Below are 14342 nucleotides of genomic sequence, written 5' to 3' on the forward strand. Positions count from 1 at the left end.
GCGAGATTATAGAGATCTGGAGCACTAAAAACCAGTGCTAAGCGGTTCCGCCCGGAGTTTTTACTTGCTTACCCCTACCCGCCGCCAGAGAAAGTGGTATTCTCAAACCCATCTCGCAAGTCTGACTTGTGGTAACTCTAAACCTGCTAACCCCGTGACCTGCAACATTGTCTGCAGGCCGACAAGGAGACTTACTGTGTCTGAACTGTCTCAACTATCACCACAACCGCTGTGGGATATTTTTGCCAAAATCTGTTCCATTCCTCACCCGTCTTACCACGAAGAACAGCTTGCCGAACACATTATGGGCTGGGCAAAGGAAAAAGGGCTGCACGCCGAGCGTGACCAGGTTGGCAACATTCTGATCCGTAAACCTGCCACCGCCGGGATGGAAAACCGTAAGCCGGTTGTGCTGCAGGCGCACCTGGACATGGTTCCGCAGAAGAACAACGACACCGTACACGATTTCACTAAAGATCCGATTCAGCCGTACATCGACGGCGAGTGGATCAAAGCCCGCGGCACCACCCTGGGTGCGGACAACGGCATCGGTATGGCCTCCGCGCTGGCGGTGCTGGCCGACGATCGCGTTGAGCATGGTCCGCTGGAAGTGCTGCTGACCATGACCGAAGAAGCCGGTATGGATGGCGCCTTTGGTCTGCAGGCGAACTGGCTGCAGGCCGATATCCTGATCAATACCGATTCCGAAGAGGAAGGCGAAATCTACATGGGTTGCGCGGGCGGTATCGACTTTATCTCCACCCTGCCGCTGACCCGTGAAGCGATCCCGGCGGGCTTCCAGACCTTCAAGCTGACGCTGAAAGGGCTGAAAGGCGGCCACTCCGGCGGCGACATTCACTTAGGTTTGGGCAATGCCAACAAGCTGCTGGCCCGTTTCCTGGCCGGTCATGCTGCCGAGCTGGATCTGCGTCTGGTGGACTTCAACGGCGGTACGCTGCGTAACGCGATCCCGCGTGAAGCCTTTGCCACCCTGGCCGTTGCCGCAGACAAAGCCGATGCGCTGAAAAAGCTCTCCACCGCTTATCTGGATATCCTGAAAAACGAACTGGAAGCGAAAGAGAAAAACCTGACCGTGGTGCTGGAAGCGGTGACAACGGATAAAGCCGCGCTGACCGAACAGTCCCGCGACCGCTTTGTTCAGCTGCTGAACGCAACGCCAAACGGCGTGATCCGTAACTCTGACGTGGCGAAAGGCGTGGTGGAAACCTCCCTGAACGTCGGCGTGGTGACCATGGCTGACGACAGCGCAGAGATCATCTGCCTGATCCGCTCCCTGATCGACAGCGGAAAAGATTACGTGGTGAGCATGCTGGAATCTCTGGGCAAACTCTCTGGCGCGAAAACCGTTGCCAAGGGCAGCTACCCGGGCTGGCAGCCAGATGCGAGCTCACCGGTGATGGCGCTGGTGCGCGAAACCTATCAGCGTCTGTTCAACAGCACGCCGAACATTCAGATTATCCACGCGGGTCTGGAGTGCGGTCTGTTCAAAAAGCCGTACCCGGAGATGGACATGGTCTCCATCGGGCCAACCATTACCGGTCCACACTCTCCGGATGAGCAGGTTCATATTGCCAGCGTGGGTAATTACTGGACCCTGCTGACCGAACTGCTGAAGGCGATCCCGGCTAAGTAATCAGCTGATCTGTTGCCCGGCGGCACTGCGTTTGCCGGGCCTACGGGGCAAGCGCCTTTTGTAGGCCCGGTAAGCGTTAGCGCCACCGGGCAATAGTTCGTAGGCCCGGTAAGCGTTAGCGCCCCCGGGCAATAGTTTGTAGGCCCGGTAAGCGCAGCGCCACCGGGCAGTAGTTCGTAGGCCCGGTAAGCGTTAGCGCCACCGGGCTTTTTTACAGCCCCAATACCAGCTGCCGCTCCAGCTGCGGGTCCAGCAGCGTGACGTGCAATCCCACCAGCCTTACCCCCCGCCCTGCCCGACGTTCTTCCCAGGTTTTCTTCGCGGTCGCAATCAAATCCTCTTTGTTCAGCCGCGGCCAGACGTGCTCCTGCGTGGTTTGCTGAAAGTCGTTGAACTTGAGTTTCACCCCCTGGCGGGCAATCAGCAGATCCGGTTTCACCTTTGCCAGCCGCCGCTCCAGCTCAGGATAGAGCTGCCCGACGATAATGGCTTCGCAGTCTGCCCAGTCGTGGATATCCTCGGCCAGGGTGCGTTCCACGCCCACCGATTTACGCAGCCGCTCGCTGTTAACGTTGCGCTCGTCGATACCCTGACTCCGCTCCCACAGCACCCGGCCAAACTTACCAAAGCGCTTCAACAGCATCCCCAGATCGCTGTTTTGTACATCCTCGCAGGTGCGCAGACCCATGTTCTCCAGCTTTGCCGCCGAGACTTTGCCCACACCGGGGATCTTGCCGAGCGGCAGCGTTTTGATAAACGCCGGTACTTCGTCAGGGGTGATCACATACTGGCCGTTGGGCTTGTTGAGATCCGAGGCAATTTTGGCGAGAAATTTAACCGGCGCGACGCCCGCCGAGGCGGTGAGCTGTAGTTCATCGAATATCGTCTGGCGGATTTCCTGGGCCATCAGCGTAGCGGAGCCGTGACAGTGCAGGCTGTCGGTGACATCCAGATAGGCTTCGTCCAGCGACAGGGGTTCAATCAGGGAGGTGTAGCGGGAGAAGATTTCACGAATATGGTGGGACGCTTCTTTATAGGCCTCGAAGCGCCCGGGTAATAAGGTGAGGTGCGGGCAGAGTTTTAACGCCATCGCGGTCGGCATGGCGCTGCGCACGCCAAACTTACGTGCCGGATAGTTGGCAGTGCTGATCACCCCACGCTGTACACGACTGCCGCCAATGGCGATGGGGATATCCCGCAGCGCCGGATTATCTCTCATCTCCACCGCAGCAAAAAAACAGTCCATATCTACATGGATTATCTTGCGCATTGTAAGCCCTCACTTATCACTGGATAAGTATACAGTCACAAGTGAGGGTTGAAAATGCCGGGCGCGCTTACAGGATCCTGCGCGCCTCACGTTCCATGCGCTTTTTACGCGCGTCGCAGGGTTCGGGGCAATCGCAGACTTTCTCCATCCCCAGCGAGGAGATGCCGCCGCAGCTGCCCTGAATGCTTTTGCGCTTAATCAGCCAGCCGAGCGACATGCCAAATATCACCAGTACAAAGATCGCAAAGGTCAGCAGGAAGGTCACCATTATCAGCCTCCAAAATCATCCAGCATGATGTTCTCATCTTCCACGCCGAGATCCTGCAGCATTTTGATGACCGCAGCGTTCATCATCGGTGGCCCGCACATGTAAAACTCGCAGTCTTCCGGTGCGGCGTGGTGTTTGAGGTAGTTTTCATACAGCACGTTATGAATGAACCCGGTATAGCCGGTCCAGTTGTCTTCCGGCTGCGGATCGGACAGCGCAATGTGGAAGCTGAAGTTCGGGTTATCCCGCGCCAGCTGTTCGAACTCCTCCTGATAGAACATCTCCCGCAGCGAACGGGCACCGTACCAGAAGCTGATCTTACGCTTACTGCCAAGGCGCTTAAGCTGATCGAAAATGTGCGAACGCATCGGCGCCATTCCGGCGCCCCCGCCGATAAACACCATTTCGGCGTCGGTCTCTTTGGCAAAGAACTCCCCAAACGGACCGGAGATGGTTACCTTATCGCCCGCTTTCAGCGACCAGATATAGGACGACATGATCCCCGGCGGTGCGTCCGGTACGCCCGGCGGCGGCGTGGCGATACGCACGTTGAGCATGATGATGCCCTTCTCGTCCGGGTAGTTAGCCATGGAGTAGGCGCGCAGCGTCGGCTCTTTGACCTCCGAGACAAAGCGGAACAGGTTGAATTTGTCCCAGTCGCCGCGATATTCGTCAGGCACGTCAAAGTCTTTGTACGCGACGGTATGCTCCGGGCATTCGATCTGAATGTAGCCACCCGCGCGGAACGGTACGTCTTCGCCATCGGGAACCCGCAGCTTCAGCTCTTTAATGAAGGTGGCTTTGTTATCGTTGGAGATAACCTCGCACTGCCACTTTTTCACGCCGAAGATCTCCTCCGGCAGCTCAATCTTCATGTTCTGGCGCACCGCCACCTGACAGGCCAGACGGCACCCCTCTTTCGCTTCACGCTTGCTGATGTGCGACAGTTCGGTCGGCAGAATATCGCCGCCGCCCTCTTTGACCGTGACCCGGCACTGTCCGCAGGAGCCACCGCCGCCGCAGGCAGAAGAGATAAAAATGCCATTGCCGGAGAGGGTGTTCAGCAGCTTGTCACCCGCAGGGGTGCGGATCTGCTTATCCGCCTCATCGTTAATCTCGATGATCACATCGCCGGAGTTCACCAGCTTTGACCGCGCCACCAGGATCAGCCCCGAGAGCACCAGCACGATCAGCGTGAACATCACTACGCCAAGTATAATTTCCATACATTTTGCCCTTACAGCTGCACACCGGAGAAGGACATAAAGCCCAGCGCCATCAGACCGGTGGTGATAAAGGTGATCCCTAAGCCGCGCAACCCGGCCGGCACGTTGGCATACTTCATTTTTTCGCGCAGGCCCGCCATCGTCACGATAGCCAGCATCCAACCAATACCGGAGCCGAAGCCGTACACTACCGACTCGCTAAAGTTGTAATCGCGCTGGACCATAAACGACACGCCGCCGAAGATGGCGCAGTTCACGGCGATCAGCGGCAGGAAGATCCCCAGCGCCGTGTAGAGTGACGGGAAGTATTTATCGAGGATCATCTCAAGGATCTGCACCAGCGCCGCAATCACCCCAATAAAGGTGATGAAGTTGAGGAAGCTCAGATCAACGCCCTCGACCAGCGCACCGTCGCGCAGCACCAGGTTAAAGACCAGGTTGTTGATGGGAACCGACAGCCCCAGCACCACCGTGACGGCAACGCCCAGGCCGAAGGCGGTCGAGACCTTTTTGGAGACCGCGAGGAACGTACACATGCCGAGGAAAAACGCGAGCGCCATGTTTTCAACAAACACCGCCTGCACAAACAAACTCAGGTAATGAGCCATTGTCGGTTACTCCTTTTCCTGCTGCTCAGGACGCCAGGTTCTCACCGCCCAGATCAGCAAACCGATAATGAAGAACGCGCTGGGGGCCAGCAGGAACAGGCCGTTCGGCAGATACCAGCCGCCGTTTTGCACGGTATCGAGCACGGTGATGCCAAACAGCTTGCCGCTGCCAATCAGCTCGCGCAGGAAACCGACCGTCAGCAGGATCACGCCGTAGCCGAGACCATTGCCGATGCCGTCCATAAAGCTCGCCAGCGGCGGCATCTTCATGGCATAGGCTTCTGCGCGCCCCATCACGATGCAGTTGGTGATGATCAGGCCGACAAACACCGACAGCTGTTTTGAGGTTTCGTAGGCAAAGGCCCGCAACAGTTGATCCACCACGATCACCAGCGAGGCGATGATCGCCATCTGCACAATAATGCGCACGCTGTTGGGGATGTGGTGGCGGATCATCGAGATGAACATGCTGGAAAACGCTGTCACCAAAGTCACTGCCAGGGTCATCACCACGGCGGTTTCCAGCTTGGTGGTGACCGCCAGTGCCGAACAGACGCCCAGCACCTGCAGGGTGATCGGATTGTTAGCGATGAGCGGCCCGATAAGAACCCGTTTAACTTCTTTCAGTTCGCCCGCATCAGCCATTGTTCAGCTCTCCTTCACGTACCTTTTTAAGAAAGGGTCCAAAACCCATCTCGCCCATCCAGAAATCAAAGCTGTGCTGCACGCCGTTTGAGGTCAGCGTGGCGCCGGACAGGCCATCGACAGCGTACTCATCACCCGGACGCGCGGCCCCTTTCATCACTTTCAGCGCTGGCTGGCCGTTCTCATCCAGCACTTTTTTGCCGACAAACTGCGCCCGCCAGGCCGGGTTTTCCACTTCGCCGCCCAGCCCCGGGGTTTCGCCCTGATCGTAGTAAGTGATGCCCTTAACCGTGCGGCCGTCGGTGTTGAGAGCGACGAAGGCATACATCATCGACCACAGCCCGTTGCCGTACACCGGCAGGACCAGCTCCTGAACGCGCTGTTGCTCATCGCGCACCAGATAGATCTCCGCCGTATTGCTGCGGCGTTTGATGCCAGCCGGATCCTGGCTCGCCTGTAGCTCGGTACTGCGCTGCGGATCTTTCAGCGCCTGCGCCTGGTTATAGCTGGACGGATCGCTCTCCAGCAGCTCGCCGGTATTGAGATCCACCAGACGCGGGGTGATACGTTCAGCAAAGATCTGCGCCACATCGTCGGCGCTCATTTCACCCTGCATCAGCCCCGCTACCGCCAGAATGTTACGCTGCTTATCGAGGGCGCGCTGCTCCTGCTGGCGGGATTTAAGCCCTACCGCAGAGCCCGCTACTACGATGGAACAGACCAGACACAGCACGACAACCACCATCAGCGTCTTGCCGATGCTGTCATTATTTTTTATCTCAGCCACGCGCCTTCCTCCGTTTGATGTTGGCACGCACCACCAGGTAATCGAACAGCGGCGCAAACAGGTTGGCGAACAGGATCGCCAGCATCATCCCTTCCGGATAGGCCGGATTCACGACGCGGATAAGCACGCACATCACGCCAATCAGCGCCCCGTACCACCATTTGCCTTTATCGGTAAAGGAGGCCGACACCGGGTCGGTGGCCATAAACATCATGCCAAAGGCGAAACCGCCCAGCACCAGATGCCAGTACCACGGCATGGCGAACATCGGGTTGGTCGCCGAACCAATCAGGTTAAACAGCGTCGCGGTGAGGATCATGCCGAGCATCACGCCCGCCACAATGCGCCAGGAGGCGACTCGGCCAAACAGAATGATGGCACCACCAATCAGGATCATTAGCGTGGAAACTTCCCCTATCGAGCCCGGAATGGTGCCGATAAAGGCATCAAACCAGCTGACCGGCTGGCCGGTGGCGTTGTTGACCAGCGCCTCGCCGCCGTGGGCGGCCCACTGCGACAGCGGCGTCGCCCCGGAGAAACCGTCCGCCGCCGTCCAGACCAGATCGCCGGAGATTTGCGCCGGGTAGGCAAAGAACAGGAACGCCCGTCCGGCGAGGGCCGGGTTGAGGAAGTTGCGTCCGGTACCGCCGAAGATCTCCTTCGCCATCACCACGCCAAAGCTGATGCCCATTGCCGCCTGCCACAGCGGCAACGTTGGCGGGACAATCAGGGCGAACAGAATGGAGGTGACAAAGAAGCCTTCGTTGATCTCGTGCTTGCGGATAATCGCGAACAGCACTTCCCAGAAGCCGCCCACCAGAAATACCGTCAGGTAGATAGGCAGGAAGTAGACCGCTCCCAGCGTCATCATGCTGATCCAACCGGCATCAGGGGTAAAGCTGACGCCCAGCATCTGCGCCACCCGGTAGTGCCAGTCGCCGGCGATAATCTGCGGCAGCTGCTGGGCATCATAAAGATGCGTCAGCGCCGGGATGGTCTGCAGACCGACGTTGTACATGCCCCAGAACATTGCCGGGAACACCGCGAACCAGACGAGGATCATCATGCGCTTGAGGTCGATGGCGTCGCGCACGTGCGCGGCCCCTTTGGTGACCTGGCCGGGCGTATAAAGGAGCGTCGCGGTCGCTTCAAACAGCGGGTAGTACTTTTCCAGCTTGCCGCCGTGGGTAAAATGCGGCTCCAGCTTTTCAATGAGATGTTTCAGGCCCATCAGTTATCCTTCCTGCTCAATGCGGGTTAACACCTCGCGCAATACCGGTCCGTATTCGTATTTACCGGGGCAAACGTAGGTGCACAGCGCCAGATCTTCTTCATCCAGCTCGAGGCAGCCCAGCGCCTGAGCGCCGTCAGTATCGCCCGCCAGCAGATCGCGCAGCAGCAGGGTCGGCAGGATATCGAGCGGCATCACGCGCTCGTAGTTGCCGATGGGCACCATCGCCCGCTCGCCGCCGTGGGTATCGGTTGTGAAGTTAAACACCTTGTTGCGCAGGAAGTGGCCCAGCGTCGTGCGGGTAACGGAGAACTTCTCTCTGCCGGGCATCACCCAGCCGAACAGCTCTTTCTCGCGCCCTTCCTTCACCACGCTAACCTGTAAATGAAAGCGCCCGAGCCAGGCCTGCGCGCCTGCGGCATGCCTGCCGTTAAGTACGGAACCCGAAATATGCCGGTTTTCGCCGTCCAGGGTTTCATCCACCAGCAGGTCATTGATGTCTGCCCCCAGGCAGGTGCGCACCAGACGCGGGTTGCGCATCTGCGGACCGCCCAGGGCGATAACCCGCTCGGTGCACAGCTCGCCGGTGGTGAACAGCTTGCCGATGGCGATAACGTCCTGGTAGTTCAGATGCCAGACCTGTTTGGTCAGGCTGACGGCCTCCAGGAAATGGATGTGCGTCCCAGGCAACCCTGCCGGATGCGGCCCGGCGAAGGCATTGAACGTTACCTTCCCCTGCGGGTGCCCGCCCAGCTTGCCACCGCCCGCCTGGCAAACATGCACTTTGCCCTCGGTCAGGCGCGTCAGGAGGGTCAGGCCGGCGTCAAACGCCTGACGCTGCGCCAGAATAATCGGCTGCGGGTCGGCGCTGAGCGGGTTGGTATCTATGGCGGTGACAAAAATGGCGGCCGGAAGGGTGTCGGGCACCGGGGTTTTACTGAAGGGGCGGGTACGCAGCGCCGTCCAGAGGCCGGACTCCAGCAGCTGCGCCTGAACGGCCTGGCGGGAGAGCGTGGGCAGTTCTGCGACATCGTGGCGGGTAAACTCGCGCTGCCGGTCACCTTCCAGACGGATCACCACCGATTGCAGTACCCGGCGCTCGCCGCGATGGATAGCCGCGATCGTCCCGCTGGCGGGTGCGGTGAAGAGAACGCCGGGATTTTTTTTATCCTCGAAGAGCGGCTGGCCCTTAATGACGCTGTCGCCTTCCTGCACCAGCATGGTGGGACGCATCCCTATGTAGTCGTCCCCGAGGATCGCCACATGGCGGGGTGTCGCACCGGGCGAAATTTGCTGTACGGGAATACCGGAAATCGGTAAATCAAGTCCTTTTCTGATTCTAATCATAGTGTTAGTTGATATCCATGAATAACCGTTCCGGCCAGGGAGCCGGACGAGTCAGAAGTCGTTGCACAGGATGAAGAAAGGCGGCGAGAACTCGCCTGTGTGACCAGCAGGATCGCGGATGATCCTGAAAAAGCTTCCTTTCTTACCCTTCGGTCATAAGACGGGCGCAGTGTACCATTTTCACCGATCGGGCGGCAGCGATAACGCAGCGGCAGGTGCTAAAATGCGACCGATTACGCAAAGTTCTCAATGCCAGCGGGGCCATTCCAGGTTATAAGGTAAAACTATTTTGTAAACCGTCGTGCTGGCGCTTGCGAAAAAATGCAGTGGTGCTAATGTGAGCACGCCTAATGCAGATAAATCTGATTTCGGGTCTCTTTTGCCGTCCTGGCAAGTTGGTTACGTTTTATCAAGGAACATGTAGTATGCGTAAAATCGCATTGTTCATTGCGATGCTTCTTATTCCGTGCGTTTCGTTTGCCGGGCTGCTCAGCAGCAACAGCTCCACGACGCCCGTTAGCAAAGAATACAAGCAGCAGTTGATGGGCTCTCCGGTCTATATCCAGATCTTTAAGGAAGAGCGCACGTTAGACCTGTTCGTGAAGATGGGCGAGACGTATCAGCTGCTCGACAGCTATAAAATCTGTAACTACTCCGGCGGCCTCGGCCCGAAACAGCGTCAGGGCGATTTTAAAAGCCCGGAGGGGTTTTACAGCGTCCAGCGTAGCCAGCTAAAACCGGACAGCCGCTTCTATAAAGCCATCAATATCGGCTTTCCGAATGCCTATGACCGTGCCCATGGTTATGACGGTAAATACCTGATGATCCACGGTGCCTGTGTTTCCGTTGGCTGCTACGCCATGACCGACACCGGGATTGATGAGATCTTCCAGTTTGTGACCGGTGCGCTGGTGTTTGGCCAGTCTGCGGTGCAGGTGAGCATCTATCCGTTCCGGATGACCGACGCCAATATGGCACGTCACAAAAGGTCCTACTACGCAGATTTCTGGAATCAGCTGAAGCCGGGTTACGACTACTTCCAGCAGACGCGTAAGCCGCCAACCGTTTCGGTGGTGGATGGACGTTACGTGGTCAGCAAGCCGCTGAGCCACGAAGTCGTCCAGCCACAGCTGGCGTCAAACTACGCGCTCCCCGAGACAAAATAAGATCCACTCGCCTGGCATAATCTTTTGCCAGGTTTCGTTGCCCGTCAGCGGCTGCGTCGCAATCACAGTGACCACATCGTTTGGTGTGGTCTCTGTCTGAAAATCAATTTCCACATCCTGATCCAGTAGCTTTGCCACGCCGAACGGTGCCCGCCGGGTGATCCAGAACAGGTTCGTGGAGCAGAACGCCATCACGTAGCGCCCGTCAGACAACAGCATGTTGAACACGCCCTTCTCACGTAACTCGGACGCCAGCGAGGCAATGTATTTAAACACCGCGGTCATGTTGCCGGGAGTACGTGGGTAGCGCTCGGTCAGCTTGTGTAGCAGCCAGCAGAAGGCCTTTTCACTATCGGTTTCCCCTACCGGGCGGAAGTTGCCGGTCTCCAGCGACTTATAGCCGCTCAACTGGCCGTTATGGGCGTAGGTCCAGTTTCGTCCCCACAGCTCGCGGGTAAACGGGTGGGTGTTTTCCAGCGCGACTTCACCGCGGTTGGCCTGGCGAATGTGGGCCACCACCGAGCGGGATTTAATCGGATAATCCTGCACCAGTTTGGCAATCGGAGAGTTGAAACTGGGTTGTGGATCCTTGAACGTGCGACAGCCTTTCCCTTCGTAGAAGGTGATACCCCAGCCGTCTTTATGCGGCCCGGTTCCTCCCCCGCGCTGCACCAGCCCGGTGAAACTAAAGCAGATATCGGTTGGCACATTGGCGCTCATCCCGAGCAGTTCGCACATATATCACCTCCACAACAGCGGGGGCGATATGCCCCCAGCGAAGTCTTACTTAACCATCTCTTTTTCGATCAGCTGAATCAGGATGTGGATCACTTTGATGTGAATTTCCTGAATACGGTCGGCGTAACCGAAGTGAGGCACGCGAATTTCGATATCCGCCGTACCCGCCATTTTGCCGCCGTCTTTGCCGGTCAGGGTGATGACTTTCATCCCCTTCTCACGTGCCGCTTCAATCGCTTTGATCACGTTGCCGGAGTTGCCGGAGGTGGAAATCCCCAGCAGAACGTCCCCTTCACGACCCACTGCTTCGACATAGCGGGAGAAGATGTGATCGTAACCGAAGTCATTGCCCACGCAGGAAATGTGGCTGACATCAGAGATCGCAATCGCCGGGTAGCCCGGGCGGTTTTCACGATAGCGACCGGTCAGCTCTTCAGCGAAGTGCATGGCATCACAATGTGAACCGCCATTGCCGCAGGAGAGCACTTTACCGCCCGCTTTGAAGCTGTCGGCCAGCAGGACCGCCGCGCGCTGAATAGCGTGAATATTGGCTTCATCTTTCAGAAAGTTAGCCAGCGTTTCCGCCGCTTCGTTCAGTTCGTTACGAATAAGATCCTGGTACATGAGGATAATCCTTCAGTATTGATGAAATAACAGAGCAAGTTTACCGGATAGCGGGAAAAGCGAGAAGCTAAAGCCGCATGAATCGACGGGCGTTTTGCTTTTTTGTGCCGCGTAAAACCTGAACAATGTGAACCAGGTTGTAATTATTTTGTGAATGCATTGCTAAAAGAAATAACATCCACTACAACCATATCATCACAAGTGGTCAGACCTCCTACAAGACAGGGAGCATTTCTTTATGATGATTTTAAGTATTCTCTTATCCGTTGTTCTGCTCGGGGTGTTGTTCTATCACCGGGTCAGCTTAATTCTGAGCAGCTTCATCTTACTGGCCTGGACTGCGGCGCTTGGCGTCGCCGGCATCTGGACCACCTGGGTGCTGGTCCCACTGGCGATCATTCTGGTGCCGTTCAACGTCCGCTCCATGCGTAAGTCACTGATTTCGGCTCCGGTATTCCGTGGCTTCCGTAAGGTGATGCCGCCGATGTCACGCACTGAAAAAGAGGCGATTGACGCAGGCACCACCTGGTGGGAAGGCGATCTGTTCCAGGGCAAGCCAGACTGGAAAAAGCTGCATAACTACCCGCAGCCGCGCCTTACTGCTGAAGAGCAGGCGTTTATCGATGGTCCGGTTGAAGAAGCCTGCCGGATGGCGAATGACTTCCAGATCACCCATGAGATGGCCGATCTGCCGCCGGAACTGTGGGCATTTTTAAAAGAGCATCGCTTCTTCGCGATGATCATCAAGAAAGAGTACGGCGGGCTGGAGTTCTCTGCTTACGCTCAGGCTCGGGTGCTGCAAAAACTGTCTGGCGTCTCCGGGATCCTGGCGATCACCGTGGGCGTGCCTAACTCCTTAGGCCCGGGCGAACTGCTGCAACATTACGGTACGGAAGAGCAGAAAGATCACTACCTGCCGCGTCTGGCACGCGGCCTGGAAATCCCTTGCTTCGCCCTGACCAGCCCGGAAGCGGGTTCCGATGCAGGCGCCATCCCGGATACCGGCGTGGTCTGCATGGGCGAGTGGCAGGGTGAGCAGGTGCTGGGTATGCGCCTGACCTGGAACAAACGCTACATTACGCTGGCGCCAATCGCTACCGTGCTGGGTCTGGCCTTTAAACTCTCCGACCCGAACAAGCTGTTAGGTGGTGAAGAAGATCTGGGCATTACCTGTGCGCTGATCCCTACCTCTACCCCGGGCGTGGAAATTGGTCGTCGTCACTTCCCGCTGAACGTGCCGTTCCAGAACGGTCCGACTCGCGGTCAGGATATCTTTGTGCCGATTGATTACATCATCGGTGGCCCGAAAATGGCCGGTCAGGGCTGGCGTATGCTGGTGGAATGTCTGTCGGTGGGCCGCGGCATTACCCTGCCGTCGAACTCAACCGGCGGTCTGAAATCGGTGGCGATGGGGATTGGCGCTTACGCCCACATCCGCCGTCAGTTCAAGATCTCTATCGGTAAGATGGAAGGGATTGAGGAGCCACTGGCCCGTATCGCAGGTAACGCCTACGTGATGGATGCGGCAGCTTCATTAATTACCTACGGCATCATGCTCGGCGAGAAGCCGGCCGTGCTGTCCGCGATTGTGAAGTACCACTGTACCCACCGTGCGCAGCAGTCGATCATTGATGCGATGGATATTGCCGGCGGGAAAGGCATTATGCTCGGCGAAGGCAACTTCCTGGCGCGCGGCTATCAGGGCGCACCGATTGCTATCACCGTGGAAGGGGCCAACATTTTAACCCGCAGCATGATGATCTTCGGTCAGGGCGCAATCCGCTGCCATCCATACGTGCTGGAAGAGATGGCCGCCGCGCAGAACAACGACGTGGATGCCTTCGATAAGCTGCTGTTCAAACATATCGGTCACGTGGGCAGCAACAAGGTGCGCAGCTTCTGGCTGGGCCTGACGCGCGGTCTTACCAGCGCGACCCCAACAGGCGATGCAACCCGTCGTTACTACCAGCATCTGAACCGTCTGAGTGCCAACCTCGCGCTGCTCTCCGACGTGTCGATGGCGGTGCTGGGCGGCAGCCTGAAGCGCCGGGAACGTATCTCCGCGCGTCTGGGTGATGTGCTGAGCCAGATCTTCCTCGCCTCCGCGGTACTGAAACGCTACGACGACGAAGGCCGGCATGAAGCGGATCTGCCGCTGGTGCACTGGGGCGTGCAGGACGCGCTGTATCAGGCAGAGCAGGCCATTGACGATCTGCTGGTGAACTTCCCGAACCGCTTTGTCGCGGGTGCCCTGCGCGTGGTCATCTTCCCGACCGGCCGTCACTATCTGGCGCCGTCCGATAAGCTGGATCATAAAGTGGCGAAGATCCTGCAGATACCGAGCGCGACCCGCTCCCGCATTGGCCGCGGCCAGTATCTGACCCCGAGCGAGCATAACCCGGTGGGTCTGCTGGAAGAGGCGCTGCTGGATGTGATGGCGGCCGATCCGATTCATCAGAAGATCTGCAAACAGCTGGGCAAAAACCTGCCGTTCACCCGCCTGGATGAGCTGGCGAAACAGGCCCTGGCTGGCGGTATCATCAGCAAGGATGAAGCAGCCCTGCTGATCAAAGCTGAAGAGAGCCGTCTGCGCAGTATCAACGTTGATGATTTCGACCCCGAAGAGCTGGCGACACAGCCGGTAAAGCTGACAGAAATCGTACGTAAACCTGAAGCCGCATAACCCGTTTCAGGGCTAAAAAACCCCGCCTGGTGCGGGGTTTTTTATTGCCACCCGTTTCTCTGATTGTCGTGCTACAGTGTCAAAATGGGGTTCTT

At 57.6% G+C, this 14342-nt stretch carries 13 protein-coding genes; 3 read left to right on the forward strand and 10 right to left on the reverse strand.

Annotated features, from left to right (window positions below):
• Positions 1-196: 196 nt before the first annotated feature.
• Positions 197-1654 carry a cytosol nonspecific dipeptidase gene (pepD, locus tag V7Q49_RS11345; protein ID WP_333851255.1) on the forward strand — a complete coding sequence of 486 codons (1458 nt, stop codon included), beginning with the start codon at positions 197-199 and terminating at the stop codon, positions 1652-1654.
• A gap of 211 nt (positions 1655-1865) precedes the next feature.
• On the opposite strand, the gene dinB is transcribed toward pepD, so the two are convergent.
• The 8 genes from dinB to V7Q49_RS11385 all read right to left on the reverse strand — a co-directional run bounded on the left by dinB (position 1866) and on the right by V7Q49_RS11385 (position 9036).
• The gene (dinB, locus tag V7Q49_RS11350) at positions 1866-2924 is read right to left on the reverse strand and encodes a DNA polymerase IV (protein ID WP_106996018.1); all 1059 of its coding nucleotides are present in this window, start codon (positions 2922-2924) and stop codon (positions 1866-1868) included.
• Positions 2925-2991: 67 nt separating this feature from the next.
• Positions 2992-3192 (reverse strand): (Na+)-NQR maturation NqrM, encoded by a 201-nt coding sequence (nqrM, locus tag V7Q49_RS11355; protein ID WP_374049306.1) that lies wholly within the window; start codon positions 3190-3192, stop codon positions 2992-2994.
• Between the two features lie 2 nt (positions 3193-3194).
• Positions 3195-4418: an NADH:ubiquinone reductase (Na(+)-transporting) subunit F gene (nqrF, locus tag V7Q49_RS11360; protein ID WP_333851258.1), complete on the reverse strand. Its 1224-nt coding sequence runs from the start codon at positions 4416-4418 to the stop codon at positions 3195-3197.
• Positions 4419-4429: 11 nt separating this feature from the next.
• Complete coding sequence (gene nqrE / locus V7Q49_RS11365; protein WP_333851260.1) at positions 4430-5026, reverse strand: NADH:ubiquinone reductase (Na(+)-transporting) subunit E; 597 nt, start codon at positions 5024-5026, stop codon at positions 4430-4432.
• Between the two features lie 6 nt (positions 5027-5032).
• Positions 5033-5671: an NADH:ubiquinone reductase (Na(+)-transporting) subunit D gene (locus V7Q49_RS11370; protein WP_032616678.1), complete on the reverse strand. Its 639-nt coding sequence runs from the start codon at positions 5669-5671 to the stop codon at positions 5033-5035.
• Positions 5664-6458 carry a Na(+)-translocating NADH-quinone reductase subunit C gene (locus tag V7Q49_RS11375; protein ID WP_333851264.1) on the reverse strand — a complete coding sequence of 265 codons (795 nt, stop codon included), beginning with the start codon at positions 6456-6458 and terminating at the stop codon, positions 5664-5666. The genes V7Q49_RS11370 and V7Q49_RS11375 overlap by 8 nt, the downstream gene beginning before the upstream one ends.
• Positions 6451-7689 carry an NADH:ubiquinone reductase (Na(+)-transporting) subunit B gene (locus V7Q49_RS11380; protein ID WP_333851266.1) on the reverse strand — a complete coding sequence of 413 codons (1239 nt, stop codon included), beginning with the start codon at positions 7687-7689 and terminating at the stop codon, positions 6451-6453. Before V7Q49_RS11380 ends, V7Q49_RS11375 begins: the two co-directional genes overlap by 8 nt.
• 3 nt (positions 7690-7692) lie before the next feature.
• Positions 7693-9036, reverse strand: a complete 1344-nt coding sequence (locus tag V7Q49_RS11385; protein ID WP_333851267.1) for a Na(+)-translocating NADH-quinone reductase subunit A — start codon at positions 9034-9036, stop codon at positions 7693-7695.
• Between the two features lie 425 nt (positions 9037-9461).
• Between V7Q49_RS11385 and dpaA the strand changes: the two genes are divergently transcribed.
• The gene (gene dpaA, locus V7Q49_RS11390; RefSeq protein ID WP_333851269.1) at positions 9462-10202 is read left to right on the forward strand and encodes a peptidoglycan meso-diaminopimelic acid protein amidase; all 741 of its coding nucleotides are present in this window, start codon (positions 9462-9464) and stop codon (positions 10200-10202) included.
• Here the strand turns inward: dpaA and V7Q49_RS11395 are convergent.
• A complete protein-coding gene (locus V7Q49_RS11395; protein WP_333851270.1) occupies positions 10173-10940 on the reverse strand; it encodes a class II glutamine amidotransferase in 768 nt (255 codons plus the stop codon). The genes dpaA and V7Q49_RS11395 overlap by 30 nt on opposite strands.
• Positions 10941-10985: 45 nt before the next feature.
• Positions 10986-11564, reverse strand: a complete 579-nt coding sequence (gene lpcA / locus V7Q49_RS11400; RefSeq protein WP_095280885.1) for a D-sedoheptulose 7-phosphate isomerase — start codon at positions 11562-11564, stop codon at positions 10986-10988.
• 238 nt (positions 11565-11802) lie between these two features.
• Here lpcA and fadE point away from each other — a divergent pair, with 238 nt between their 5' ends.
• Positions 11803-14247 (forward strand): acyl-CoA dehydrogenase FadE, encoded by a 2445-nt coding sequence (fadE, locus tag V7Q49_RS11405; RefSeq protein WP_333851273.1) that lies wholly within the window; start codon positions 11803-11805, stop codon positions 14245-14247.
• Positions 14248-14342 lie beyond the last annotated feature (95 nt).

This window comes from Leclercia sp., from assembly GCF_036780805.1.
Classification (GTDB): Bacteria; Pseudomonadota; Gammaproteobacteria; order Enterobacterales; family Enterobacteriaceae; genus Enterobacter.

What these genes read in the sequence shown, in the direction of transcription:
- V7Q49_RS11395 (WP_333851270.1), bottom strand. Translation starts at nt 10,940, where the DNA reads ATGTGCGAACTGCTCGGGATGAGCGCCAATGTGCCAACCGATATCTGC.
- nqrE (WP_333851260.1), bottom strand. Translation starts at nt 5,026, where the DNA reads ATGGCTCATTACCTGAGTTTGTTTGTGCAGGCGGTGTTTGTTGAAAAC.
- dpaA (WP_333851269.1), top strand. Translation starts at nt 9,462, where the DNA reads ATGCGTAAAATCGCATTGTTCATTGCGATGCTTCTTATTCCGTGCGTT.
- V7Q49_RS11370 (WP_032616678.1), bottom strand. Translation starts at nt 5,671, where the DNA reads ATGGCTGATGCGGGCGAACTGAAAGAAGTTAAACGGGTTCTTATCGGG.
- nqrF (WP_333851258.1), bottom strand. Translation starts at nt 4,418, where the DNA reads ATGGAAATTATACTTGGCGTAGTGATGTTCACGCTGATCGTGCTGGTG.
- V7Q49_RS11380 (WP_333851266.1), bottom strand. Translation starts at nt 7,689, where the DNA reads ATGGGCCTGAAACATCTCATTGAAAAGCTGGAGCCGCATTTTACCCAC.
- nqrM (WP_374049306.1), bottom strand. Translation starts at nt 3,192, where the DNA reads ATGGTGACCTTCCTGCTGACCTTTGCGATCTTTGTACTGGTGATATTT.
- fadE (WP_333851273.1), top strand. Translation starts at nt 11,803, where the DNA reads ATGATGATTTTAAGTATTCTCTTATCCGTTGTTCTGCTCGGGGTGTTG.
- dinB (WP_106996018.1), bottom strand. Translation starts at nt 2,924, where the DNA reads ATGCGCAAGATAATCCATGTAGATATGGACTGTTTTTTTGCTGCGGTG.
- V7Q49_RS11385 (WP_333851267.1), bottom strand. Translation starts at nt 9,036, where the DNA reads ATGATTAGAATCAGAAAAGGACTTGATTTACCGATTTCCGGTATTCCC.
- lpcA (WP_095280885.1), bottom strand. Translation starts at nt 11,564, where the DNA reads ATGTACCAGGATCTTATTCGTAACGAACTGAACGAAGCGGCGGAAACG.